The organism is Nocardioides sp. NPDC127514 (genome assembly GCF_040302125.1).
Lineage (GTDB): Bacteria > Actinomycetota > Actinomycetes > Propionibacteriales > Nocardioidaceae > Nocardioides.
The window spans coordinates 81,765-107,575 of sequence record NZ_JBEORF010000002.1 but is presented as its reverse complement, the minus strand read 5'-3'; the positions used below and the strand labels follow the sequence as shown (position 1 = coordinate 107,575).

Annotated in this window: 21 protein-coding genes; 9 read left to right on the top strand and 12 right to left on the bottom strand. The window is 71.1% G+C overall.

The features are described from left to right. The first annotated feature begins 41 nt into the window (after positions 1 to 41). The 7 genes from ABTX24_RS01960 (at position 42) to ABTX24_RS01930 (ending at position 9,328) form a co-directional block, all read left to right on the top strand. Complete coding sequence (locus ABTX24_RS01960; protein WP_350837049.1) at positions 42 to 1,697, top strand: ABC transporter substrate-binding protein; 1,656 nt, start codon at positions 42 to 44, stop codon at positions 1,695 to 1,697. 5 nt (positions 1,698 to 1,702) lie between these two features. Beyond that, positions 1,703 to 2,731 (top strand): ABC transporter permease, encoded by a 1,029-nt coding sequence (locus ABTX24_RS01955; RefSeq protein ID WP_350837047.1) that lies wholly within the window; start codon positions 1,703 to 1,705, stop codon positions 2,729 to 2,731. Position 2,732: 1 nt separating this feature from the next. Further along, positions 2,733 to 3,578, top strand: a complete 846-nt coding sequence (locus ABTX24_RS01950) for an ABC transporter permease (protein WP_350837045.1) — start codon at positions 2,733 to 2,735, stop codon at positions 3,576 to 3,578. A gap of 13 nt (positions 3,579 to 3,591) precedes the next feature. Further along, positions 3,592 to 5,250 (top strand): dipeptide ABC transporter ATP-binding protein, encoded by a 1,659-nt coding sequence (locus ABTX24_RS01945; RefSeq protein ID WP_350837043.1) that lies wholly within the window; start codon positions 3,592 to 3,594, stop codon positions 5,248 to 5,250. Beyond that, entirely contained in the window at positions 5,247 to 7,541 is a 2,295-nt protein-coding gene (locus tag ABTX24_RS01940; protein ID WP_350837041.1) for a molybdopterin-dependent oxidoreductase, read from the top strand. Before ABTX24_RS01945 ends, ABTX24_RS01940 begins: the two co-directional genes overlap by 4 nt. Positions 7,542 to 7,553: 12 nt before the next feature. Beyond that, positions 7,554 to 8,372: a sulfurtransferase gene (locus ABTX24_RS01935; RefSeq protein WP_350837039.1), complete on the top strand. Its 819-nt coding sequence runs from the start codon at positions 7,554 to 7,556 to the stop codon at positions 8,370 to 8,372. An 80-nt stretch (positions 8,373 to 8,452) separates the two neighbouring features. Then, positions 8,453 to 9,328: an NAD(P)-dependent oxidoreductase gene (locus ABTX24_RS01930; protein WP_350837037.1), complete on the top strand. Its 876-nt coding sequence runs from the start codon at positions 8,453 to 8,455 to the stop codon at positions 9,326 to 9,328. Here the strand turns inward: ABTX24_RS01930 and ABTX24_RS01925 are convergent. Both ABTX24_RS01925 and ABTX24_RS01920 read right to left on the bottom strand, forming a co-directional pair. Then, on the bottom strand, positions 9,317 to 9,733 hold the full coding sequence (locus ABTX24_RS01925) for a VOC family protein (protein ID WP_160024004.1): 417 nt from the start codon (positions 9,731 to 9,733) through the stop codon (positions 9,317 to 9,319). The two genes, ABTX24_RS01930 and ABTX24_RS01925, sit on opposite strands and share 12 nt — an antisense overlap. A 49-nt stretch (positions 9,734 to 9,782) precedes the next feature. After that, on the bottom strand, positions 9,783 to 10,496 hold the full coding sequence (locus ABTX24_RS01920; RefSeq protein WP_350837035.1) for a TetR/AcrR family transcriptional regulator: 714 nt from the start codon (positions 10,494 to 10,496) through the stop codon (positions 9,783 to 9,785). Positions 10,497 to 10,895: 399 nt separating this feature from the next. Here ABTX24_RS01920 and nhaA point away from each other — a divergent pair, with 399 nt between their 5' ends. Beyond that, the gene (gene nhaA, locus ABTX24_RS01915) at positions 10,896 to 12,779 is read left to right on the top strand and encodes a Na+/H+ antiporter NhaA (RefSeq protein ID WP_350837033.1); all 1,884 of its coding nucleotides are present in this window, start codon (positions 10,896 to 10,898) and stop codon (positions 12,777 to 12,779) included. A gap of 53 nt (positions 12,780 to 12,832) precedes the next feature. On the opposite strand, the gene ABTX24_RS01910 is transcribed toward nhaA, so the two are convergent. Continuing rightward, on the bottom strand, positions 12,833 to 13,357 hold the full coding sequence (locus ABTX24_RS01910) for a DoxX family protein (protein ID WP_160024009.1): 525 nt from the start codon (positions 13,355 to 13,357) through the stop codon (positions 12,833 to 12,835). Between the two features lie 88 nt (positions 13,358 to 13,445). Here ABTX24_RS01910 and ABTX24_RS01905 point away from each other — a divergent pair, with 88 nt between their 5' ends. Next, complete coding sequence (locus ABTX24_RS01905; RefSeq protein WP_350837032.1) at positions 13,446 to 14,312, top strand: DMT family transporter; 867 nt, start codon at positions 13,446 to 13,448, stop codon at positions 14,310 to 14,312. Between the two features lie 25 nt (positions 14,313 to 14,337). Here the strand turns inward: ABTX24_RS01905 and ABTX24_RS01900 are convergent, their stop codons facing one another. The 9 genes from ABTX24_RS01900 to ABTX24_RS01860 all read right to left on the bottom strand — a co-directional run bounded on the left by ABTX24_RS01900 (position 14,338) and on the right by ABTX24_RS01860 (position 25,781). Beyond that, the gene (locus ABTX24_RS01900) at positions 14,338 to 15,987 is read right to left on the bottom strand and encodes a PucR family transcriptional regulator (RefSeq protein ID WP_350837030.1); all 1,650 of its coding nucleotides are present in this window, start codon (positions 15,985 to 15,987) and stop codon (positions 14,338 to 14,340) included. A 42-nt stretch (positions 15,988 to 16,029) separates the two neighbouring features. Further along, on the bottom strand, positions 16,030 to 17,151 hold the full coding sequence (gene menC / locus ABTX24_RS01895) for an o-succinylbenzoate synthase (RefSeq protein WP_350837028.1): 1,122 nt from the start codon (positions 17,149 to 17,151) through the stop codon (positions 16,030 to 16,032). After that, a complete protein-coding gene (locus ABTX24_RS01890) occupies positions 17,148 to 17,948 on the bottom strand; it encodes a GNAT family N-acetyltransferase (RefSeq protein ID WP_350837026.1) in 801 nt (266 codons plus the stop codon). The genes menC and ABTX24_RS01890 overlap by 4 nt, the downstream gene beginning before the upstream one ends. Further along, positions 17,945 to 19,081: a M20 family metallopeptidase gene (locus ABTX24_RS01885; RefSeq protein WP_350837024.1), complete on the bottom strand. Its 1,137-nt coding sequence runs from the start codon at positions 19,079 to 19,081 to the stop codon at positions 17,945 to 17,947. Before ABTX24_RS01885 ends, ABTX24_RS01890 begins: the two co-directional genes overlap by 4 nt. After that, complete coding sequence (locus ABTX24_RS01880) at positions 19,082 to 20,467, bottom strand: serine hydrolase domain-containing protein (RefSeq protein ID WP_350837022.1); 1,386 nt, start codon at positions 20,465 to 20,467, stop codon at positions 19,082 to 19,084. Continuing rightward, positions 20,467 to 21,213 (bottom strand): ABC transporter ATP-binding protein, encoded by a 747-nt coding sequence (locus ABTX24_RS01875; protein WP_350837020.1) that lies wholly within the window; start codon positions 21,211 to 21,213, stop codon positions 20,467 to 20,469. The genes ABTX24_RS01880 and ABTX24_RS01875 overlap by 1 nt, the downstream gene beginning before the upstream one ends. Positions 21,214 to 21,289: 76 nt before the next feature. After that, complete coding sequence (locus tag ABTX24_RS01870; RefSeq protein ID WP_350837018.1) at positions 21,290 to 23,143, bottom strand: dipeptide/oligopeptide/nickel ABC transporter permease/ATP-binding protein; 1,854 nt, start codon at positions 23,141 to 23,143, stop codon at positions 21,290 to 21,292. After that, positions 23,143 to 24,159, bottom strand: coding sequence for an ABC transporter permease (locus ABTX24_RS01865; RefSeq protein ID WP_350837016.1), 1,017 nt, complete (start codon positions 24,157 to 24,159; stop codon positions 23,143 to 23,145). Before ABTX24_RS01865 ends, ABTX24_RS01870 begins: the two co-directional genes overlap by 1 nt. An 11-nt stretch (positions 24,160 to 24,170) precedes the next feature. Continuing rightward, positions 24,171 to 25,781, bottom strand: a complete 1,611-nt coding sequence (locus ABTX24_RS01860) for an ABC transporter substrate-binding protein (protein ID WP_350837014.1) — start codon at positions 25,779 to 25,781, stop codon at positions 24,171 to 24,173. Positions 25,782 to 25,811: the final 30 nt, after the last annotated feature.

Here is a 25,811-nt window from a genome sequence, read left to right as displayed (position 1 = left end):
CCCACCTCGCATACGTCACGCACACCACCGAAGGAACCCAGATGAACATCGATCGACGCATCGCCGCGGGCCACGCCCGCCTCGGCTCCTGGCGCCGCAAGGCCGCCCTGGCCGCGGTCGCGGCTCTGGCCGCGGCCTCGCTGACCGCCTGCGGCAGCACTTCCTCCGGGGCCTCCGCCGACGGCCAGGTGACCTTCCTGCTCGACTCGCTCGGTAACTCCTGGGTGCCCAACGGCGCGTCGATCTCCAGCTTCCAGGGCAACGTCTTCAGCCAGATCTACGACAAGCTCGTCTACGTCGACGACGAGGGCAAGATCTCGCCCTGGATCGCCGAGAAGTGGGAGAACAACAGGGACTACACCTCCTTCACCCTGCACCTGAGGAAGGGCGTCACCTTCTCCAACGGCGACCCGCTCGACGCCGCCGCCGTGGTCGCCAATCTCGACTACTGGGCCAAGGGTCAGCCCGACCAGGGCATCGCCCCGATCAGCCTGTTCCCCAAGACGTACGCAGGGGCCAAGGCCGTCGACGAGACGACGGTCCAGGTGAGCTTCTCCGCGCCGACCCTCGGCTTCATCCCGACCCTCGGCTATGCCGCCAGCGCCCTGTACGCACCCAAGGCGATCTCCGGCACCGCGGACGAGCAGGCCGAGCTCTCCACCAACTTCGGCTCCGGGCCTTACGTCGTGAAGTCCTGGAAGGCCGACGACAACGTCGTGCTCGAGAAGCGCGACGACTACGACTGGGGTCCGGAGGCGCTCGGAAACACCGGCGCGGCGAAGATCGAGCAGATCACCTACAAGGTCAGCCCCGACGCCGCCGTACGCACCGCCGCGGTGCAGTCGGGCCAGGCCCAGGTCGCCTACAACCCGACGCCGCAACAGATCTCCGACCTCAAGGGCCAGGGATTCAGCGTGCACACGCCGGTCTACCTCGGGTTCGCCTTCGGCTGGGCGCTCAACACGAAGACCGCGATCTTCAAGGACGTGAAGGTCCGCCAGGCGGTCCAGCACGGCATCGACCGCGACGAGATCATCGACACCGTCTACACCTCCGACTGGAAGCCGGCGACCTCGTTCTTCAACGACACCGTCCCCGGCGTCTCCGACCAGTCCGCGGAGTTCGGCTACGACCCCGACTCCGCCGCCAAGCTGCTCGCCGAGGCCGGCTACGCGAAGGGGTCCGATGGCGTCCTGGCCAAGGACGGCAAGCGGCTGGAGTTCACCCTCTACTCCAACCCCTACCTGCCGACCTCCAAGCAGGTCGACCAGCTCATCGCCACCCAGCTGGGCAAGCTCGGCTTCAAGGTGAGCGTGCAGACGTACGACGTGATCACCTATGGCGAGAAGATCACCGTCGGGGCACCGAACGTGGCCGCCTACGAGGTCACCCGCTCCATCGGTGACGCCTCGACCGCCGCCAACGTGTTCACCGACGCCGACAGCGGCGAGAACTGGTTCGGCATCGGCGAGTCGGACGCCACCATCAACAAGCTCCGCGACTCGATCCGGGTCGCGACCGACCCCGTCGCGCGTGACGCCGACCTGGCCGAGCTGCAGCGCCACGTGCTCGAGCAGGCCTACTACGTGCCGATCACCCAGATCGTGCAGCGGCCGCTGCTGACCAGCCCCGACCTGAAGGGCGTCGAGACCGACAGCACGGCGTTCGCGAAGTTCGCCGCCGCCACGATCGAGTGAGCGTCATGAGCAACTCCTATCCCGTGTTCGTGCTCCGGCGCATCGGGCAGGCGGTCGTGGTGATCCTGCTCGCCTACATCGCCACCTTCCTGGTGATCAGCGTGCTCCCCGGTGACCCGGTATCCGGCATGCTCAACAACCCGGAGAACGGGTTCACGCCCGAGGAGGTCGACCAGATCGTCTCCTACTACAAGCTGGACCAGCCCGTGCTGGTGCAGCTGTGGGAGTCCCTGTCCCGCTTCCTCACCGGCGACCTCGGCGTCTCGCTGCGCACCAACCTGCCCGTCGCCCCGATGATCGGGCAGGTCGCGGCCTCGACGTTCTCGCTGGCCGGGACCGCGCTCGCGATCGCGCTGGTGCTTGCCTTCGCGGTCGGCTACGGCGCCCACGCGCTACCCCGCTGGGCCGGTCGCGACCTGCTGCGGGCCTTCCCGTCGCTGTTCCTCTCGGTGCCCAACTACGTGGTCGGGCTGCTGGTGCTGATCTTCTTCTCCTTCCAGCTGCACCTGTTCTCGGTGATCGACTCCGAGACACCGGTCGGCACCTTCTTCGCGGCCCTCACGCTCGCGATCCCGGTCTCGGCACAGCTGGCCGAGGTGATCATCGCCAACCTCGACCACGAGTCCAGCCAGGAGTACGCCACCGTGGCCCGCTCGCGCGGCCTGACCCAGGCCTGCCTCTTCGTGCGCCACCTGCTCAAGCCAGCCTCGCTGCCGGTGGTCACGGTCATCGCGCTCATCGTCGGCGAGCTGCTCGGTGGGGCGGTGCTGACCGAGCAGATCTTCGGACGCAACGGCCTCGGCAGCCTCGTCCAGCAGTCCGTGACCACCCAGGACACCCCGGTGCTCCAGGCGGTGGTCTCGCTCTCAGCGGTGGTCTTCGTAGTGGTCAACCTCGTCGCCGACCTCGTCTACCCGTTGCTCGACCCCCGCGTACGCCTCACCGAGGCAGCCACGAGAGCGACGGTGCCCGCGCCCGGGCGCCGGCCGGGGCCGTTCGCCCCCTCGGGCCTCACCACCGGGAAGGCGGGTTGAGATGACCGTCGCGACGCTTTCCGAGCCGGCCGTCGACGCACCTCGCGTCGCGGCACTGAGGCGGGTCCCGCCGACCGTCGTCGTCTCGCTGCTGTGGCTGGCCGTGATCATCGCCTGGTCGCTCGTCCCCGGCCTGTTCACGAGTCACGACCCGGCCGGCGGCGTACCCACCGAGAAGCTCCTCGGCCCCGGCCCGGCCCACTGGTTCGGCACCGACGACCTGGGGCGCGACCTCTTCGCCCGGGTCGTGCACGGCTCGGCCTCCTCGGTGACCTCAGCGCTCATCTCGGTGGCCATCGGGGTCGTCGCCGGGAGCCTGATCGGGCTCCTGGCCGGGTTCCTCGAGGGCTGGGTCGACACCGTGCTGGCCCGGTTCGTGGACGTTCTCCTGGCGATCCCCGGCTTCCTCTTCGCCGTCGTCATCGTCTCGGCGCTCGGATTCAAGACGGTCAACGCCGCGATCGCGACCGGCGTGGTCGCGGTGGCGGTCTTCGCCCGGGTGATGCGCGCAGAGGTGATCAAGGTGCGCCAGGCGACCTTCGTCGAGGCGTCCTACCTGCAGGGCGGCTCGCGGTGGCAGATCCTGCTCACCCACATCCTGCCCAACGCCTCGCGCTCGATCGTGCCGCTGGCGGTGCTGCAGTTCGGCGTCGCGATCCTGGTGATCGCCGGGCTCGCCTTCCTCGGCTACGGCGACCCGCCACCGGCCTCCGACTGGGGCCGCCTCGTCGCCGACGGCGAGAAGTTTCCCTTCGCCCCGTGGATGATCTATGCCCCCGCCGCGGTCATCGTCGCCACCGTCCTCTCCCTCAACCGGGTCAGCCGCTGGCTGCGCCGGCCCGCCTGACCTCGGAGCATCCATGACGAACACCTCTCCCCCGTCGACACCGTCCGACCCGCTGCTGGCCGCCGAGTCAATCTCGGTCTCCTACGGGCGTACGCAGGTCGTGACCGATGTCAGCTTCGCGCTCACCGCGGGCTCCGGCCTCGCCCTGATCGGCGAGTCCGGGTCCGGCAAGTCCACGATCGCCCGCTCGATCCTGCGGCTGCTCCCCCGTGACCTCGGCCGTGCCACCGGCTCGGTGCGCCTGTCCGGCAGGGAGATCCTCGACCTGCCCGAGCGACGGTTCCGGCCGCTGCGCGGCCGTGAGCTCGGATTCATCCCGCAGGACCCGACCAGCTCGCTCAACCAGGTGCGCACCGTCGGCTCGCAGGCGCTGGAGGCGACCAGGCTCCTCGACGGCGAGCACAGCGGCGCAGAGCGGCGCGAACTGGTGCTCGACACGTTCGCGCGGGTTGGTCTCGACGACCCGCGGCGGGTCTTCGACTCCTACCCGCACCAGCTCTCCGGCGGGATGCTGCAGCGGGTGCTGATCGGGCTGACGATCATCCCCGAACCGAAGCTGATCATCGCCGACGAGCCGACCTCGGCCCTCGACGTGACCATCCAGAAGCGGATCCTCGATCTCCTCTCCGAGCTTCGCGAGGAACGCGGCATCAGCCTGCTGCTGATCACCCACGACCTGGCCATCGCCGCCGACCGCACCGACGAGATCGTGGTGCTCAAGGACGGCACCGTCCAGGAGGCCGGCCCCACCCGGCAGGTGTTCGCCGCCCCGGCCTCCGGCTACGCCCGCAAGCTGCACGGTGACGTACCCGCCCTCAACCCCGACCGCTACGCCGCCCTCCGCGACAGCGAGGTGACGGCGGCCGCGAACGAGTCCGTGCCGAGGATCGAGTTCCGCGAGGTCGGCAAGACGTTCACCGTCGAGGGCCAGGACCTGCACGCCGTCTCGGACGCCTCCTTCAGGGTCGCTCCCGGCACCACCCACGCGCTCGTGGGCGAGTCCGGGTCGGGCAAGACCACCGCCGTACGTCTCCTGCTCGGCCTGGAACAGCCGACCACCGGCGAGGTGCTGGTCGACGGAGAGACGGTCAGCCACCGGACCCACGCCGACCTGCGTGGCGTACGTCGTCATCTCCAGCTCGTCTACCAGAACCCGTTCACCTCGCTGGACGCCACCTGGCGGATCCGGCACATCATCCGGGAGCCGCTGGACCGCTACCGGGTCGGCACCCGGCGGGAGCGGGACGAGCGGGTCCGCGAGGCCCTCGCCGCGGTCGGACTGGACGAGAGCCTGCTCGGCCGGCGCCCGACGAATCTTTCCGGTGGGCAGCGCCAGCGCGTCGCGATCGCCCGCTCATTGGTGCTGCGCCCGGACGTGATCGTCCTCGACGAGCCGACCTCGGCGCTCGACGTCAGCGTGCAGGCCGACATCCTCGAGGTGCTCCTCGGTCTGCAGGTCGAGCTCGGGCTGACCTACGTCTTCGTCTCCCACGACCTGGCGATCGTGCGCCAGATCGCGCACACGGTCACGGTGATGAACCGTGGCCGCATCGTCGAGCAGGGACCGGTCGGCAGGGTGCTGTCTCGGCCGTTCACCGACTACACCCGCGAGCTGGTCGCGGCCATCCCCGGCCAGGAGCTCGCCGAGCGGCCGATCCCGCAGACAGCATGAGCGCGGTCTCCTCCAGCGCCCACTGGGGCACGTTCGAGGTCGACGTCGGTCCGGACGGCGAGCTCCTCGCGGCCAGGCCACACCCCGACGACCCCGACGCCTCCCCCGCCATCGGCAACGTGGTGACCGGTCAGCGCCACCGCAGCCGGGTGCTCCGCCCGGCCCTCCGGCGAGGCTGGCTGGAGGACGGCCCCGGACCCAGCGATGGTCGCGGCTCACCCGAGGAGACGTACGTCGAGGTCGGCTGGGACACCGCGCTCGACCTGCTCGCGGGCGAGCTCGGCCGGATCGTCGAGACCCATGGCAACAGTGCGATCTTCGGTGGCTCCTACGGCTGGAGCAGCGCCGGGCGGCTCCACCACGCACAGAGCCAGCTCCACCGGTTTCTCAACCGGATCGGCGGCTACACCCGCTCGGTGAGCGACTACAGCCGGGGCGCAAGCCTGGTGCTTCTCCCCCACCTGATCGGGCGGGCGGCGATGACCGAGCTCCGCTCGCGGCCGGTCTCCTGGCCGCAGATCGCCGATCACACCGACCTGCTGGTGACCTTCGGCGGGCTGCGGCGCTCCAACACCTGGGTGGTCCCCGGCGGGCACGACCGCCACATCGGCACCGGGGCGGCGACCCGGGCCGGCGCGACCACCCGGGTCGTCTCGTTGAGCGCGCAGCGCGACGACGCCTTTGACGGGCTCGACGCCGAGTGGATCGGGGTGATGCCCGGCACCGACACCGCGGTGATACTCGCGCTGATCCACGTCCTCGTCGTCGACGGTCTCGCCGACGATGCGTTCCTGGCCACCCATACGGTCGGCGCCGACCAGGTGCGCGCCTATGTCCTCGGCGAGTCCGACGGCGTTGCCAAGACCCCCGAGTGGGCCGCGGCCATCTCCCGCACCCCGGCGCAACGGATCCGGCGGCTGGCCCACGAGATGGCGGCCGGACGCACCCTGGTCAACGTCGCCTACGCCCTGCAGCGGGGCGAGCGCGGAGAGCAGCCGGTCTGGGCGGCGCTGACCTTGGCGGCCTTCCTCGGCCAGATCGGGCTGCCGGGCGGCGGCTTCACGCACGGCTACGGGTCGATAGGCGACTACGGCGTCGGCGTCGCACCGGTGCCGCTGCCGACCTTCCCGCAGGGCGCCAACCCGGTCGCCGACCTGATCCCGTGCGCCCGGATCTCGGACCTGCTGCTCCGTCCGGGCGAGCCGTTCGCCTTCGACGGCCAGGTCCTGACCTATCCCGACATCCGGCTCGCCTACTGGGCCGGCGGCAACCCGTTCCACCACCATCAAGACCTCGGCCGGCTACGCACCGCGTTCGGCCGGCTCGACACCTTCGTCGTCCACGAGACCCACTGGACCGCGACCGCGCGGCACGCCGACATCGTCCTCCCGGTCGCCTCGACGCTCGAGCGCGACGATCTCGCCGCCGGCGCGGGCGACCGCAGGCTGCGGACCATGCCGAAGGCGACCGAGCCGCCTGGCGAGGCACGCGAGGAGCTGTGGATCTACGGTGAGCTCGGCCGGCGTCTGGGTGCCGACGTCGACGAGGGCCTCACCTCCGGGCAGTGGCTGCGCCGGCTCTACGAGGACTGGTGCCAGCTGCCGACAACACCGGCCGGAGCACCAACCTTCGACGAGTTCTGGGCCGCCGGTGGAATCGACCTGCCGCAGGAGCTCTACCAGGACGCGGCCTTCTCGGCATTCCGCCGCGACCCCGCCGCGCACCCGCTCGAGACCCCCAGCGGCCGGCTCGAGCTGTGGTCGTCCACCATCGACAGTTTCGGCCTCGACGACCTCGCCGGACACGCTCAGTGGCGCGAGCCCGATCAGTGGTGGGGATCGCCGTCCGCGGTGAAGTACGACCTGCACCTGCTCGCCAACCAGCCCTCCCACAGGCTGCACAGCCAGCTCGACATGGGCGAGGCCAGCCAGGCCACCAAGGTCGCCGGCCGCGAGCCGATCCGCCTCCACCCCGACGACGCTGCTGCCAGAGGCCTCGCCGACGGCGACCTGGCACTCGTTCGCAGCGCCCAGGGCAGCCTCCTGGCCGGCGTACGCACCACCGACGCCTTGCTCCCCGGCGTCGCGCAGATGCACACCGGTGCCTGGTTCGACCCCAGCGCCCCGGACGTAGCCGACTGCATCAACGGCAACGTCAACGTGCTCACCCGCGACCTGCCGACCTCGTCGCTGACCCAGTCCAACACCGGCGCCCACGTCCTGGTCTCGGTGACCCGCTACGACGGCCCGACACCGCCCGTGCGTGCCTATGAGCCACCCACCTTCTCCTGAAAGACTTCACCCGTGAACGTACTCATCGACGCCGACGAGCTCGCGACCGCGCTCGCCTCGGACCAGCCCCCGGTCCTCCTCGACGTACGCTGGCAGCTCGGCGGCCCGCCCGGACACCAGTCCTACCTCGAGGGCCACATCCCCGGCGCCGTCTACGTCGACCTCGACACCGAGCTGGCCCGCCACGGCGAGCCCACCGACGGCCGCCACCCGCTCCCCGAGCTCGCGGACCTGCAGGCCGCCGCCCGCCGGTGGGGCATCTCCGAGGGTGACACCGTGGTCGCCTACGACGCCGTCGGCAACACCTCCGCCGCTCGCGCCTGGTGGCTGCTGCGCTGGGCGGGCGTCGCCGACGTACGCCTCCTCGACGGCGCCCTCGGCGCCTGGACCTCCGCCGGACATCCGCTGGCCACCGACGACGTCGAGCCCGAGCCCGGCACGGTGACACTCACCCCGGGCCACCTGCCGGTGCTGCCGTTCGAGCAGGTCGAGGCGTACGAGGGTCTTCTGCTCGACGCCCGCGCGGCCGAGCGCTACCGCGGCGAGGTCGAGCCCGTCGATCCCAAGTCCGGCCACATCCCCGGCGCGGTCTCCGCGCCGACCGCCGAGAACCTCGGGGCTGACGGCCGGTTCCTGCCGGTCGAGGAGCTCCGGGCCCGCTTCGCCGAGCTCGGGGTCGAGGCCGGCTCCCCGGTGACCGCCTACTGCGGCTCCGGTGTCACCGCCGCCCACGAGGTCGCCGCGCTGGCGATCGCCGGCTACGACGCCGCGCTCTACCCCGGCTCGTGGAGCCAGTGGAGCAACCACGACCTCCCGGTGGAGACCGGCTAGCCCGACGGCAATCTCCTTGACCTCAAGTCAACTTCATCTTTGACGATGGTGATCCACCACGAGAGAGATGGAGCTGGACCATGACGGAACGCAACGACCGACCCGCGGTGACCGTGATCGGGATGGGCAACATGGGATCGGCGATCGCCCGGACGTACCTCGAGCGCGGCTACCGGACCACGGTCTGGAACAGGACGGCCGACAAGGCCGAGGCGCTCGCCGACGCGGGAGCCGCCGTCGCGTCCACGGCGGCGAAGGCGGTGGCGGCCAGCCCGCTGACGATCCTCAGCCTGCTGGACAACACCGCGGTCGAGGACGTCCTGGAGTCCGTCGGCGACGCGGCCGCCGGCCACACCCTGGTCAGCCTGACCAGTGGCTCCCCCGCCCAGGCCCGGGCCAACGAGACCTGGGCCATCGAGCGCGGGGCGGTCTATGTGGACGGCAAGGTCATGGGAGACCCGCCTGATGTCGGCACGCCCAGGGTGTCGCTCGCCTTCAGCGGTGACCGCGGCGCCTACGAGACCGCAGAGCCGGCCCTGCGGGAGCTCGGCACGGTCCTCTACCACGGACCCGACGCCGGGTTCGCGGCCGTGGAGTTCAACGCTCAGGTCGCGATGGGCTACGAGTTCCTGATCGGCTTCCTGCACACCCTCGACCTGGTGGAGAGGGAGGGCATGGACCTGGAGGCGTTCACCGAGCGGCTTGTCGGGTCGCTGAACGGCTACGCCGGCCTCCTGAGGATGATGGCCGGAGCGATCAAGAGCAAGACGTACGGCCCCGACCTCGGGTCGCTCGACGTCCAGGCGGCCCTGATGGACGACCTGATCGGGCACCGGGAGTCGACCGGCGTCGAGGCGGTCCGGATGCGCGAGGTGAAGTCGCTGATGGACCGCCGGATCGCCCAGGGCCACGGCGATCAGGGCTTCTCCAGCATGTATGAGCTGCTACGCCCCTGAGGCCTGCGCCTCCTGCGCGGCGACCTCCGCCTCGGAGCGCAGCACGCAGAGCTGGTTGCCCTCGGGATCGGCGAAGATGACCCAGCCGGTCCCGGGGCCGTATTTCCCGCGGTGGTCGGCGATCTGGGTCGCGCCGAGCTCGAGGAGCCGCTCGACCTCCTCGTCGCGGGTGCCGGTGCGCGGGCGCAGATCGAGATGGATCCGCTTGGCGGGCAGCTCCTCGTCCGGCACCTCGATGAACAGCAGCCGGTGGCCGGTCTCCGGATCGAGGATCATGCACTCCTCGTGACCGGGGAGGTTCGGGTCACCCTCCACGTCGACGTAGCCGAGCAGAGCCTTCCACCACTCCGAGAGCGCGTACGCGTCGTGGCAGTCGATGGTGGTGTGCGAGACGAAGAGGGTCATGCCCACATCGAAACCTACGCACGCACCCGCGTCCACCGGGTTATCCGCCTCAGGCCGGCTCGACGACCTTCTCGTCGATGAACTGCGGGAGCAGCTCGATGGCGATGGGTGCCGCGGCGTCGATCTTCTCCTGCGGCACGTCGCAGATCCGCAGGCAGGTGGCGGCGATCGCCCAAGCCTCGCGGCACGGGATCCGACGGTTCGGGTCCTCGGTGCGCATGTTGATCACGCCCTCGACCTGCTGGATGAGCAGGTCGCCCAGCTGCTTGCGGCTGACCGTCGAGCGCACCGTCTTCGAGGCGATCTCGCCGGCCAGGTGTGCGTAGTGGCCGGCCAGCTCCGCGTGCTCGTTGCGGAACTCGTCGTAGACCTCGCACTTGGCCACGTCGGGGAGCTGGTAGAGCATGCCGACGTTGTGCGGCACGTCGGCGAGGGTGCGTACGTCGACGAGGACCAGCAGGTAGAGCGCGGTCTCGTAGTCGAGAGGCGGCACCTGGTCGAGGATCTTCTCGACCTTGTCCGTGGTCGGTCGCACCGACCGGCGGAGCAGCTCGCCGAGGATCTCGTCCTTCCCCGCGAAGTGGTAGTAGAGGGACGCCTGGCGGATGCCGACCATGTCGGCGATCTCGCGGGTAGACGTCGCCGCGAAACCCTGGGAGACGAACAGCCGCGATGCGGCATCCAGGATCTGGTCGCGCGGTGAGGTCGTACCTGAATCGGGAACATGCCTAGGGCGGCCGGGCCGAGAACGCCTAGTTGTCATGTTGCCCATCTAACTCCCATCCAGACTTTCAAGGAAGACTTGAAAGGACTTTATCCTCTACAAAATATGAGTCGTAGGACCTATTGGACATAGTTCGATCGGGCTATGTCCACGATGTGTGTGTTTGCGCCTGTCGGTACCCGGACGCATACACCGGAAGCCCCCATGCACGGCTGAGTACCGGGTCGCGCCACTTGGTTCGGCGCTGTCATCCGGCTGTTACCCGCCGTCAGATGGGCTAACGACGATGTGGGTGACAGGTCACGCATCTGTTGGACATTCGTGTAACGCCTGTGGCGACCGCCACATGATCTCCGACCGACCCGACCGGCCGGCACTGAGGCGACTCTCACGCGGACAGCCCCGGGTCACGGCGCTGGCCCGGCTTAGGATCGTTCCGTGGGAAAACAGCAGACGAGGTGCCGGCGTGACGAGGACCTGACCGGGCAGCTCGGCACCAGGCTGCGGCATTTCATGCATCTGGAGTCGACGAGCGCCGCGCTGCTGGTGATCGCCTCGCTGCTGGCGCTGGCCTGGGCCAACTCGCCGTGGTCGCACGGCTACGAGCACCTGTGGGAGACGGTGTTCTCGGTCAGGTTCGGCGACGTCGGCCTGTCGATGGACCTGCACCACTGGGTCAACGACGGCCTGATGGTGGTCTTCTTCTTCGTCGTCGGCCTGGAGGTACGCCGCGAGCTCGCCGTCGGCGAGCTCACCGACCGCCGCCGCATGGTGGTGCCCCTGATCGCCGGCGCGGGCGGACTGCTGCTGCCGGCACTGATCTACGTGCTGCTGAACCCCTCCGGTGAGGCGGCACGCGGATGGGGCATCGTGATCGGCACCGACACCGCGTTCCTGCTCGGCATGCTGGCCCTGGTCGGGCCGGCGGTCTCGACCCAGCTGCGCATCTTCCTGCTCACGCTTACCGTCATCGACGACATCGTCGCGGTCAGCGTGATCGGGGTCGCCTACACCGAGAATCTCGAGGTCGGCCCGCTGGTCGTCGCCGGGCTGGCCCTGGTCGGGATCTTCGTGCTCGACCGAGTCAAGGTGTGGCGGGCCGGGCCCTACGTACTTCTCGTCCTGATCGCCTGGGTGGCCACGCTCGGTGCCGGGCTGCACGCCTCGATCGCGGGGATGCTGGCCGGCCTCCTGGTGCCGGCAGCGGAGCCGACCCGGGCCCAGATGGAGGTCGCGACCTCGCGGTTCCGTGCTTTCCGGCAGTCGCCGCTGCCGACGCTGCAGCGTGAGACCCGCGACGAGCTCACCCGCACGATCTCGGTGAACGAGCGGCTCCAGGAGACGCTGCACGTACCGACGAGCTACCTCATCGTGCCGGTCTTCGCGCTCGCCAACGCGGGCGTCGACCTGCGCAACGGAGTGCTCGGCGAGGCGCTGAGCTCGCCGGTGACCTGGGGCGTCGTGGCCGGACTGGTCCTGGGCAAGACGCTCGGGATCGGCGGCGGCGCGCTCGTGGCCACGCGGCTGCGGCTCGGCAGGCTGCCGCAGGGCGTCGGTGGCGGCCATGTTCTCGGCGGCGCGGCACTGTCCGGGATCGGCTTCACCGTCGCGCTGCTGATCACCACCCTCGCCTTCGACTCCGAGACGCTCCAGCGCGACGCGGTCGTCGGCGTGCTGCTCGCCGTCGTGATCGCCTCCGCGCTCGGCTGGGTGATCTTCCAGCTCGCCGCGCGTTTCCTCGGGCAGCGGGACGCCGCCCTGCCGAAGCTGCTCTCTCCCCCGGTCGACCCGGAGCGCGACCACATCTACGGCACCGAGGACGCCGAGGTCACCCTCGTCGAGTACCTGGACTACGAGTGCCCCTTCTGCGCCCGTGCCACCGGCACCGCCAACGAGGTCCGCGACTACTTCGGACCCCGGATCCGCTACGTCGTACGCCACCTGCCCCTCACCCAGCACCCGCATGCCGAGCTGGCCGCGGTCGCCGCCGAGGCCGCCGCCAGGCAGGGCAAGTTCTGGGAGATGCACAAGCACCTCTTCGAGCACCAGAACGAGCTCGAGCACCATGACCTGGCCGGCTACGCCGGTGTCCTCGGGCTGGACGTCGAGCAGTTCCTTCGCGACCTGGAGGATCCGGCGCTGGCCGAGCACGTGCGCGAGGACATGGCCTCGGCCAACGCCAGCGGCGCCCGCGGCACCCCGACGTTCTTCGTCGGGTCACACCGCCACGAGGGCCGCTACGACGCCCGCACTCTCATCGCCGAGCTGGAGCGCTCCGCGACCGGAGAGACCGCACGGCTCGGGGTCCGCTCGCGCCGCTGAACCATTCCTTCGCCGAGTCGGCGCGTCATGACGCGCCGACTCGGCGGCGGGGGTCACGCCTCGTCGGTGGCCTCAGCGGCCGTGTCGTCACGCTGTGGGCGCCAGAACGCGGCGAGGAGGAGGGCGGTGCCGAGGACACCCACACCGAGCGCGACCGCGCCGCCGACCCAGCCGTCGTAGACGATGTCGAGGGCCGAGTCGAGCGAGATCGTGCCGGGTCCGGTGACGCCGAGGACGACCGCGACGACGGCCAGGATCATGACGTACTCCCAACCCTCCTTGAAGACGAAGAACCCGTTGGGCCGGTGGGCGAGCAACGCGGCGACGAGCATCACGCCTACGACGCCGGCAGCGGCCAGCGGCGTGATGAGGCCCAGGATCAGCAGCACGCCGGCACCGATCTCGGTCACCACGCTGGCCCACGCCTGCAGGGTGCCGTGGCGCAGGCCGAGGCTCTCGAACCAGCCCGCGGTGCCGGCGATCTTGCCGCCTCCGCGCCAGTGGTTGACGCCGTGGGCGATCATCGTGCCGCCCACCGCGAGCCGGAGAAGCATCAGAGCCAGGTCGACGGGGTCCATCACAGTCCTCGGTGTCGTGGGGTTGGAGTGGCCCACCCTAGGAGGAGTCCGGTCATGATGCGTGCAGCGACGCCGTAGGCTCACCCAAATGCTGCTGCTCGGAGTCGTTCTCGCCCTGGGCTCGGCGATCGCCCACGCTGCCTGGAACACGGCTTCGAAGACCATCGCGCCGGCGGGGAGGCCGGCGCTGTGGGCGGTGGCGATCGTGGAGAGTTGTCTGGTCGTCACTGTCACCGCGGTGGTGATGATCGTGCGCGGGCACGGCATCGCGGTGACGTGGGAGCTCCTCCTGCTCTCGCTCGGCAGCACCGCGATGCATGCGCTCACCATGGGCCTGGTCCAGGTCGCCTACCAGGACTTCGACGTCAGCCAGATCTACCCGCTCTCGCGCGGTCTGGCCCCGGTCGTGGTGGCGCTCACCGGCATGGTGGTGCTCGGGCAGTGGCTGAGCTGGGCGCAGTGGGGTGGCGTACTCCTGATGGCGGCAGCGGTCGGGGCGCTGCTGTTCGAGACCGTCCGCACGCGGGGATCGCTGCAGGCGAAGCCGCTGCTGTGGTCGGCCTGCATCGCCGTCTCGATCGCCGGCTACACGACCTACGACGGCTGGGTGGTCGTCGAGCGCGGCCTCGACCCGATCGCCTACTACGCCGTCGGCACGGTCATCCAGGTGGTGCTGTGGAGCGTGATCGTGCACGGGAAGTACGCCGAGGGGCTGCGCCAGGCCAGGACCCACGCCCGGACCGTGGCCGTGCTCGCGGTGCTGATCCCCACCTCGTACGTCCTCAGCCTCTACGCCACCCTGCACGCCCCGGTCTCGCTGGTGGCCGCCGTGCGCAGCTCGAGCCTGATCTGGGTCGCGCTCTCGGCGGCTCTGGTGCTGCGCGAGCCGATCGGGAGGGTACGTGTCGCCGCGACCGTCCTCGCCGCGGCGGCCGTGGTCGCGATGGTGATCTGAGCGCGGGACCCGTCGGGGTGGGGCTTCAGCGCAGCGCCAGGAGACGCAGCTGGAGCGCCGCCCCGAAGCGCTGCTCCGGGTCGGCGAGGTCCAGGCCGCTGACCTGCTCGAGCCGGCGCAGCCGGTAGCGCAGCGTGTTGGGGTGGATGAAGAGGGCGGAGGCAGCGGCGCGTACGTCGCCGTTCGCGTCCAACCACGCATCCAGGGTCTCGGCAAGACCGGAGTCGTGGCGCTCGTCGTAGTCGAGCAGCAGCGCGATCGGGCCGACCGGATGCTCGTCCCGCGCGGCCGCGAGATCGCGGAGCTCGAGGAGCAGCGACTGGGTGTAGACGTCGGCGAGCCGCGCCACCGAGCGTGTGTCACCGCCCGGGGCGACGCCGTCGCGGAGCACCCGCATCGCCCGGGTCGCGGCCTCACGGGAGGCGACGATGGCACTGATGTCCGAGCCGACACCGCCGACGCCGACGACGACCGGCAGCCGGGTGCCGAGTCGCTCGCAGAACTCCCCGGCCAGTCGAGCCGCCCGTTCCTCGGGCTCGGAGCCGTTGCCGGGGAGCGGGACCAGGGCATGGACGATGCCCCCGACGACCGCGACCGCCGAGGCGGGCACGGCGGCCGAGAGGTGCACCGCCAGCGCGTCGGCGGCGCGCTCGAGCGTGCTGGCGCCGCCCGGGTCGGGCTCGTGCTCGTGCTCGGCCGACGGTTCGTGCCGCAGCGCCAGGGCGAGCACGACCACCGGACGCCCGGCGAGGCCGAGCCGACCCAGCGCGTCTCGCGCACCGGCCGCGCCCTCGAGGACCGAGCTGACCAGATCCGTACGCAGCCTCCGCTGCACATCGGCGCCGGCCCGCACCCGCAGCATGTGGAGCGCGACCAGACTGGCGGCGTCGCGCAGCGCCGCGCTCCGCTCGGGGGTGACCTCGCCGTCCATCGCCGCCCAGATCGAGCCGAGGACCTCGTCGCCGGCGCGGACCGCGATCGCGACGCGCTGCTTGCTGATCCTGTCCTCGTCGAGACGGGCCGGGTCGACGACGACGGGCCGGTGCTCGCGGTAGAGCTCGCGGAAGACGCCGAGGTCGGTGAGCATCCGGGCGTAGCGTTCGGGAACCTGGCGGCCGATGACCGTCTCGACCCGCGAGGCGTCGGCCTCGTCCTGACGGCCGGAGAAGGCCAGCACCCGGGAGCTGCGGTCCTCGATCGTCACCGGCGCGTCCAGGAGCGCTCCGATCGCGTTGGCAACCGCGAACAGGTCGCCGGAGGGCAGACCACCGAGCGTCTCCGCCTCGGCCGGGCCGATGTCGCCCTCGGCGAGGAGCGAGCGCAGCAGTGCGGTCAGCTGCGCCCAGGTCGCCCCGCGGCGCAGCCCCAGCAGGGCGGTCCGGCTCTCCTCGACCGCGGCAGCCAGGGCATCGGTCAGCACGACGGGCGCACGGACGACCAGCCCGACCGCCCCGCGGCGGCCCACCTCCCGAACGAGCTCGGGCAGCTCGCCCGACCGCACCCCGACGGCCAGCACCAGCGCCCCGGCGGGGTGCACCGGCTCGTCGTCGGGATCGTGGATCACCACGCCGCCGATCTCACCGTCGTGGGCCGGGTCGCCGGCCAGCAGCTCCAGCAGGGTGTCGCCCAGGTCGTCGAGAACGCGGCCCAGGCTCGCGCGCGGACGCTGGCTCACGTCCGGAATACTAGTGCCGGATCCCAGCACGACGCATCAGGGCTACGCACCGAGCGGGATCCATTCGGTCGAGGTGGTGAACGACTCCAGGATCTCCGGGATCGGGGTGACTCCCAGCCCCGGGCCGGTCGGGACGCTCATGTGGCCGTCCTCGATGGTGAGCGGCTCGGTGATGTCGGTGCGGTAGAACCGGTCGGAGGCGGAGATGTCACCGGGAAGGGTGAACCCCGGCAGCGCGCCCAGCGCGGCGTTGGCGGCGCGGCCCAGCCCGGTCTCGACCATGCCACCGCACCAGACGGCGAGACCGTGCGCGGCGGCGAGATCGTGGATACGTACGGCCTCCAGGTAACCGCCGACACGGCCGGGTTTGATGTTGATGATCGAGCAAGCCTCCAGTGAGATCGCGGCGGCGGCCGTCTGGGCGGAGACGATCGACTCGTCGAGGCAGACCGGTGTGCGGATCTGACGGGCGAGCTTCGCGTGGCCGAGGACGTCCTCCTCCTCCAGCGGCTGCTCGATGAGGAGCAGGTCGAACGGATCCAGCTTCGCCAGATGGCGGGCGTCGCGCAGCGTGTAGGCGGTGTTGGCGTCGACCTGCAGCGGGATGTCGCCGAACCGCTCCCGGACCGCGGCCACCGGCTCGACGTCCCAGCCCGGCTCGATCTTGAGCTTGATCCGCACGTAGCCGGCCTCCAGGTAGCCGCCGACGACGTCCAGCAGCTGGGGCACGGAGTCGAAGATGCCGACCGAGACACCGCTCGGCACCCGGTCGTGCACGGCACCCAGCTCGCGGGCCCAGGATCTCCCGGCCGCGCGCAGCTCCGCGTCGAGCAGCGCCATCTCCAGCGCCGCCTTCGCCATCCGGTGTCCCTTGAACGGGTGCAGCACCTTCCCCACCGCGTACGCCCCGTGCTGCTCCAGCTCGCCGCCGGCCGCGGCCAGGGCCGGAAGCAGGAACCGGCGGAGCACGTCCGCGGTCGCCTCGACGTACTCGGAGGAGTAGAGCGGGTCCGCCATCGCGACGCACTCCCCCCATCCCTCGCTCTGCGAGGTCACCGCGCGCAGCAGCAGGATGTCGCGCTCGTTCTGGGTGCCGAAGGAGGTCCGGAAGGGCGACACCAGTGGCATCGACACCCGTCGCAGTTCCATCCCTTCCAGCTTCATGCGGTTCCTTCCGTCGTGGCCGTTCCGGCCAGCAGATATCCGTTGTCGCGATCGAAGCCGGCGACCCGGCCCGACTCCAGGCCGCTCATCAGCTGCTCGCGGACCTTCGTACGCCATGCCCTGGCCTCGCCGGGGTCGGAGACCCGCAGCGCCTCGATGTCGCGCGGCACCGCGACCCATGAGGCTCCGCGCGACTCGGCGGCCACCGCGACCGCGTCGACCGGGCTGCCGTCACACGCGGCCGCCACCTCTGCAGAGCCCAGGTCCCAGTGCACCAGGATCCGGTCGCTGGCGTCCTCGCCGTCGTTGATGCCGTCGGCCATCGAGCCGTAGAAGTCGGGTAGGTACTCCGCGACCCTTGCGCCGAGCTTGGCCAGGTTGAAGTAGGCGTTGCGGGCCACGAGCGGGTCGAAGGTCCACTCCATCAGGGTGATCCCGCGCTCCAGGCACCAGGCCCGCTGGTGCAGCTTGAGTGCGAAGCCCGCGTGCCGGCCGGCCATCTGCGGGACCACGCCGGCGATGTGGCTGTGCATCGCGCGGGCCGCCGGCACCGAGTGGAAGCCGACGCAGACCCCGACCATCTCGCCGCTGATCGCGTCGAAGGCACCGGCGACGTACCCCTCGGCCTTGCGCATCGCGCGCATCAGCTCCGACCCGAGCGGCGGGTTGTCCGGCACGCCCCAGATCCCACCGAGGACCTGCTCGGCCCGCTGCAGCTCCACGATGCCGTCGAGCTCGCGGACGGTGACCCGGGCGGCCGCGGCCGCTCGTTCGTACGACCCCCATGCCCGCGTCACGGCCGGCTCCTCGATCCCTCGGCCGACCCAGCGGCCACCAGGTCCTCGAGCAGCCCGTGCAGCAGCAGCGTCCGGTCGACCAGCCGGTCGACCAGCACGTGCTCGTCCTCAGCATGTGCCCCGCCACCGACCGCGCCCAGCCCGTCGAGCGTCGGGGTGCCGACGCCGGCGGCGAAGTTGCCGTCGGAGGCTCCACCGACCGCCGCCTGGCCCGGAACCGGCAGACCGAGCCGGGTGGCGACCGAGACGGCCCGCTCGAACAGTGCCGCCGACATGGACTCCTCTAGCGGCGGCCGGTTGATCCCGCCGTGCACCACCAGCTTCGCGCCCTCGAGCACCGGCTCCAGGGCGCGCATCCCGGCGTCGACGCGCTCCTGCTCGGCGGCGCTCCAGGCGCGTACGTCGACCGTGAACCGGGCCACCGCCGGGACCGTGTTGAGCGTCGTGCCCGCCGACGCGGACGTCGGGGTCACCGTGGTCCCCGCGGACGGGGAGGCGAGCGCGGCCACCGCCGGCACCTGATGGGCCAGCTCGACGGTCGCGTTGATGCCTTTGTCGGGCTCCAGACCGGCGTGAGCGGCCCGTCCGACGACCTCGACCTCGTACATCGAGGTCCCCTTGCGGGCCGTCTTGAGCGCGCCGTCGCCGACCGAGGCCTCGAGCACGAGCACCGCCGACGCCTCCCTGGCTTCGGCCTCGATGAGGGCGCGTGAGGACGGCGAGCCGAGCTCCTCGTCACCGGTGACCAGCAGGCAGATGCCCTCGGGAGAGGACAGCGCGGCGACCGCGTGGAACGCCATGACCAGGCCGGCGAGCATGTCGAAGCAGCCGGGGCCGCGCAGGACACCGTCGGTGACGGCGTACCGGATCCTGTCCAGAGTGCCGTGCGGCCAGACCGTGTCGTGGTGGCCGAGCAGCAGGACGTGGGGTGCGGACCCGAAGCGCCAGCGCAGATGGGTGACCCCGTCGACGACCAGACGCTCCGGAGGAGCACCGAGGTGGGCCGCGCCGAGGCGTGCCACGACCTCGGCCGAGCGCGCCACGGCGTCCAGGTCGGTGGAGGGCGACTCGGTCTCGACCAGCTCCCGGACGTCGGTCAGGAGCCGGTGGAGATCGATCTGAGGTTGACGCATTCAGGCCTTCTTCGGGGTCGCGCGGGCGCCGAAGTGGAGGTATCGCTCACCGGTCGGCAACGTGTAGAAGCGCACGGGGAAGTACGCCTCGGACTTGTCGGGCTTGACGGCGAAGATCGCGTCCGCGACCGGCACCAGCTCGTGCACCTCGGGCTCGGAGGCCCCCTCGAGGTCGGCGACGGGCCCGGAGACGGTCGTCCGCATCACCGGCTTGCCGTCGAGGACCAGGACCTCCTCCAGCACCGACTCGCGGGAGTACTCGCCGAGGTAGGGCGTGATGTCGACGTCGGGTGCGTCGGCGGGGATCTCGAAGCGGTCCGGGAGGCGCACGTCGGCGAGCTCGGCGAAGATCTCCTCGAAGAGGTCCTGGTAGAGCGCGATGGCGCTGGCGACGTTGGTGTTGAGCGAGACCGCGATGCCGGCCTCGGGAAGCAGCCGCAGGAACGCGGCCTGCCCGATGGTGTTGCCGTCGTGACCGATCGCGCGCGCCCCGTGCCAGTCGCACCGGAACCAGCCCAGGCCCCACGAGTCGCCGAGAAGGTCCTTCTCCGGGCAGTCGACCTGGAAGTCGGCCATCGCCGCCACCGACGCGGCGGAGAGCACCCGGGTGCCGTCCTTCGCCACCCCACCGCTCAGATGCATCCGGGCGAAGGCGAGCACGTCGGCAGCGGTCGCGGTGATCAGGCCGGCCGGGCCGCACGAGCGAGGCAGCCCCCAGACGGGCGCGGGGGCGATGTCGTCGCCGGTGCCGAGGTGGCCCATCGCGAACGCGTGGACCATCGCCTCCTCGGGCAGGGTGCCGGTGCGGGTGAGGCCGAGCGGGGTGAAGAGTCGCTCCTTCATCGCCTGGTCCCAGGTCTGCCCGGTGACGACCTCGATGACCCGTCCGAGCAGCACGTAGCCCGAGTTGCAGTAGGACCAGGTCGCGCCCAGCGGGTGGTTCTGGGCAGCCTCGCCGAGGCGGGCGACGTACTTCTCCAGCACGTCGTCGCCGCGTCCGGTGTCGGTGAAGACGTCGCCGTCGATGCCGCTGGTGTGGGTGAGCAGGTGGTGGATCGTGACCTTCTCGGTGACCTCGGGGTCGCGCAGCTCGAGGTCCTCGATGATCTCTTTGACCGGCGTGTGGAGGGCGATCTTGCCCTCGTCGACCAGCTGCATCACCACGGTCGCGGTCCAGACCTTGGAGATCGAGCCGATCTGCCAGACGGAGTCGGTCGTGGCGGGCTGGCCGGTGCCGAGGTGGAGCACACCGGTGGCCAGGGTGACCTGCTCGTCCTGGGCGCCGTCGCGGCCGATCCGGAGGATGCCCAGCTGGGCCCCGGGGACGCCGTGCTTCTTGGTCAGCTCGACGAGCCGGGTCTGCCAGTGAGCGGAATCGATGGTCATCAGGTCTCCTTGGTGGGGGTGGGCTTGGGCGAGGTGCCGCCGGGGACGGCGGCGAGAAGCTCTTGGGTGTAGCGGTGGGTCGGGTTCTCCAGGACGTCGGCCGCGGGCCCGTGCTCGACGATGTGCCCGTGGCTCATCACCGCGACCGTGTCCGCCACGTAGCGCACCACGGCCAGGTTGTGGGAGATGAACAGCATCGAGAGGCCGAGCTCGCGCTGCATCTCACGCACGAGGTTCAGTACGGCGCCCTGGACCGAGACGTCGAGCGCCGAGGTGATCTCGTCGGCGATGAGCACCTGCGGCTTGCCCGCCAGCGCCCGGGCCAGGGCGACCCGCTGCCGCTGGCCGCCGGAGAGGCTTCCCGGGCGCTGGCCGGCGCGGCCCGGGTCGAGGTGGACCAGCTCGAGGAGGCGGGCGACCTCATCGGCTCGTTCCGCCTTCGAAGGCCGGCCAGGGATGGCCTCGGCGATGCTCTCGCCGATGCTCATCCGCGGGTCGAGGGAGGAGTAGGGGTCCTGGAAGACCATCTGGACGCCCGAGCGTCGGCCGGCGGGGACGCCGTCGACCAGGATCCGCCCGGCGCTGACCGGCACCAGCCCGACCGCGGCCCGCGCGAGCGTGGACTTGCCCGAACCCGACTCCCCGACCAGCCCGACGATCGTCCCGTCGGGCACCTCCAGGCTCACCTCGTGGAGCACCTGGGTGCGTCCGAACCGCACGCTGACCTGCTCGAACCGCATGCTCATGCCGCCGCCTCCGTAGCGAAGGGCGGAGAATACGGACGCGGCGGCCTGAGGCCCACTGTCGCTCGCTGTCGCTCGCTCATACGCTCACCTGCCTCGCCTGCTCCGACGGGAGTGGCTCCCCTGCGCGCCAGCACGCGACCCCGTCGACGAGCGCAGGCTCCTCACTCAGGCACTGGTCGGTCGCGAGCGGGCACCGGGCGGCGTACGCACACCCCGGAGGCACCGCGGCGGGGTCGACCGGCTGACCCGGGATGGTGGCCAGCGGCTGGTCCCGCGGTGTGCTCATCGACGGGACCGCGGCGACCAGCGCCCGGGTGTAGGGGTGGCGGGCGCCGCTGTGGAGATCACCGGCGGCGAGCTCCTCGACGATGCGGCCGGCGTACATCACCAGCACCCGGTCGCAGATCTCGCCGATGACGGACACGTCGTGGGAGATCAGCAGGATTGCGGTGCCGTGCTCGCGGCGTACGTCCTCGAGGAGCGCCAGGACCTGCTTCTGGACGGTGACGTCCAGGGCGGTCGTGGGCTCGTCGGCGATGATCAGCCGTGGCGTGCCCATCAGGCCCATCCCGATCATGGCGCGCTGGCGCATGCCGCCGGAGAGCTCGAACGGGTACGCATGGGCGGCCCGCTCCGGGTCCCGCAGGCGCACGGCGCGCAGCCGGTCGACGGCGCGGGCCAGCGCGTCCCGCCGGCCGAGCCCCTGATGGAAGCGGCTCACCTCGGCGAGCTGCGGACCGACCCGCATCGCCGGGTTGAGCGAGGTCATCGGGTCCTGGAAGACCACGGCGAGCGAGGTGCCGAGCAGGTCCTCGTGGTGGCCGCCGTCGTGCAGGTCGGTGCCGCAGAGGGTGACCTCGCCGGTGACCCGGCAGGGCTCCTCGACGAGCTGGGCGATCGCGAGCGCGGTCAGCGACTTGCCCGACCCCGACTCCCCCACGATCCCCACGGCCTCACCGGACCGCAGCGAGAGGGAGACGCCGCGGACCGGCACGACCGGGGCCGACGGACCTGGGAAGGCGACGGCGAGGTCGCGTACGTCGAGCACCAGCTCGTCGGCCGGCGCGGACGCCCTCTCGGCAGCTGAGCGAACCGGCACCGACCAGGCGCGTGGCCCGATGACCGGTGTCACGCCGAGCGCCCCCGCGACCGCCTCGCCGGTGAGGTTGAAGGCGAGGCCGGCGATGACGACCGCGATCCCCGGCGCGAGCGCGGCGAGCGGGTGGAGGTAGATCCCGGCCAGACCGTCCTGCATCAGCCGCCCCCAGTCGTACGCCGGCGCCTGGACACCGAGACCGAGGAAGGAGAGGCCGGCGAAGGCGAGCAGCGCGCCGCCTGCCCCGATGGTCGCGTTGACGACGAGCGGCTCGGCGACGTTGGGCAGCACGTGCCGCACCAGGATCCGGATCCGGCCGAGCCCGGCGATCTCGGCCGCTGCGACGTAGTCGCGGGAGGCGATGCCGGCGATCAGCGTCTGGCAGAGCCGGGCGAACGTGGGCGCACCGGCGAACCCGATCGCCAGCACCGCTCCGCGGGCTCCGACCCCGAACACGGTGGCCAGGAAGAGGACCAGGAGCAGTCCGGGGAAGGCGACCAGGATGTTGACCAGCGCGGTCACCGGCCGCCCGAGCCGCTGCCCGAGCAGCCACGGCAGCGATCCGAGCACCAGCCCGGTGAGCACGGCGATCGCGGTCGCGAGCAGCGCCAGGGAGACCGAGAGCCTCGTGGCCACCAGCGCCCGCAGGAACAGGTCGCGGCCGGCGTTGTCGGTGCCGAACCAGTGCTCCGCCGAGGGCCCGGCGAGCAGGTTGTCGGTGTCGACCGCGGCAGCCCCGTCGCCGAAGACGACCGGAGCGAGGACGGCCATCAGCAGCACCGCCGCGAGCAGGCCGGCGCCGAGCGCCCCCACCGGCGTACGCAGCGCCCTCATCACGCCTCCCCCACGGTCGAGCGCGGGTCGAGGAGCGCGAGCGCGACGTCGACGAGCGTGTTGACCACCAGCACGATCACTCCGTAGACGAGCACCGTGCCCTGCACGACCGGATAGTCCTTGGTGACGATCGACGAAACGATGGTGCTGCCGAGCCCGGGCCAGGCGAAGACGTTCTCGACCAGCACCGTGCCCGCGACCATCGAGGCGAGCAGCATCCCGCCGAGGGTCAGCGTCGCGGTGACCGCGTTCGGGAGCGCGTGCACCAGGTGGATCCGTCGTGCCGGGAGCCGCTTGGCCCGGGCGGTGCGGATGTAGTCGGACTCCAGCACGGAGACCATCTCGACGCGGACGATCCGGGCGAGCATCGCCGCCGGGCCGATCGCCAGGGCCAGGACGGGCAGCACGTAGGAGGCGGCCCCGTCCTCGCGGCCCGCGACAGGGAACCAGCCGAGGCCGACCGCGAAGACCGCGACCAGCACCACACCGACCAGGAAGTCGGGGATGGAGCCGATCACGACGCTGCTGGAGGCGAACCCCAGCGACGTACGCTGCCGCCGGCCGCGCCGAGTCGCGACCGCCACGGCGACACCGAGCGGGACGGCGATCAGGAGCGCGAGGGCGAAGGCGATGAGGCCGAGCGAGACCGTGGCGCCCAGCCGCCGGCCGATCGTCTCGCCGACGGGAAGCTGGGTCTGGATCGACTCGCCGAGATCGCCGCGGAACAGACCGCCGAGATAGTCCAGGTACTGGGTCAGCAGCGGGTCGTCGAGGCCGAGCGCCTGCCGCCTCGCCTCGACGACCTCGGTCGGCGCGGTCATCCCGAGCGCGGCCCGGACCGGGTCGCCCGGCACCAGGTGGATCATCACGAACGCGGCGGTGACCAGCACGAACAGCGACACCAGCAGCCGCCCGCCGCGGCGCAGGGCGAACCGTGTCCACCGCCCGCCCAGGCGGCCCGAGCCGCCTGGACCGCGCGTCGTCCGGGGCGCGGGCACCACTGGTGTCACCGTCATCGACGTCTGCCTCAACCCAGCATCCGGATGCTGGTCGGCACGACGCCGCCGACGACCTCGAGCTCGGCGCCCTGGGAGAAGAACGGCAGCAGGTTGTTGGCGAACGGCACCACGTCGTACGACTCGAACAGGCTCGCCTCCGCGGCCAGCCAGTCCTCACAGCCCTCGGCGCCGTTCTTGGCCATGGCGGTCTTCACCGCTGCGTCGTAGCCGGAGTTGGCGATGCCGGCGAAGTTGTTGCCGCTCTCGGCGGGCGCCGGACCGGAGAGGAACGGGACGATCTGGTCGGGGGTGTTGATGTTGACCGGCTCCCAGATGACGTCCCAGTCACCGGTGCCGAACATCGCGGTCTGGATCGCGGTCTGGTCCAAGGACGTGGCCTTGGCATCGATCCCGACCTTCTTCCAGGCAGCGACGGCCAGCTCGGCCGCGGCGGTCCCGGGCGCGCCGAGCGAGGAGTCGTAGACGAAGTCGACCGCGAGCGGCTTCCCGGCCTTGGTCCGGACGCCGCCAGCCCCGGCGGTCCAGCCGGCGTCCTCGAGCGCCTTCTCGGCGGCAGCGGCGTCGTTGTCGACCAGGTTGCCCTCGACCGAGGAGCCGGTGCAGCCGGCGGGCTCGACGACCGCGAGCTGGGTGGCCGGGCCACCCTTGTCGGCGGTGATCACCTTCTGCAGCTCGGCCAGGTCGAGCGCCTGGGTCAGCGCGGCGCGTACCGCGGGGTCGGCGGTCGGGTGGCCCTCGTTGTGGTTGAACCACTGCTCACCGACGACGGCCTGTGCGTCGACGCGGTTCAGCTTCGCGGCATCCAGCCGGGCAGCGTCCTGACCGGTGATCGAGGCGGCGTTGAGCTCGCCGGAGAGGAGCTGGTTGGCCACGGTCGTGTTGTTGGCGGCGATCTTGGCCTCGATCGTAGCGGGGGTGCCCGTGGCTGCGGTGGTGGCGCCGTCGGGACCCCAGGTGTAGTCCTTGCGGACCTCGTAGGTGTAGCGGTCGCCGGGGACGACGTCCTCGAGCACGTACGGGCCCGTCCCGGCGGTCCCGGTCTTGAGGCTCTCCCGGTCGGCGAGGCCGCTGTCGCACACCATCGGCAGGTAGGCGAAGGAGGCCAGCACGAACGGTGCCGGAGCCGCCAGGGTGACCGTCACGGTCTGTCCAGATGCCTTCGCGGTCGCGCCGGCCGGGATGAAGACGCCCAGGTAGGGGCTCTTGTTCTTCGGGTCCTCGACGTAGCTGATGTTGTCGACCACGGTCTGGGCGGTGAACGCCGAGCCGTCCGCGCAGGTCACATCCTTCTTGATGTCGAAGGTGACCGTCGTGCCGTCCACGCTCCACTTCTCCGCGAGCTGCGAGCGCACCTCACCGTCCTTGTCGACGCTGACCAGGGAGTCGTACGCGAACCTGCTCAGCTGCAGCAGGGTGCTGGTCACGCCGCCGTGCGGGTCCAAGGCACCGGGATCGGAGGCGATGGCCATCGTGAACGGCTTGCCGTCGACGTACTCCTTGGACTCACTGCCGCTGCCCGAGCCGGAGCCGCACGCGGCCAGGCCCGCGGCGACCAGGGGCAGGGTCAGCGTCAGGAGGACGGGTCTCGCCAGGGCTGCTCGGGATCGGCGCAGGTTCATGGGGCGTACCTCTTTCGTACGGGTTCTGGG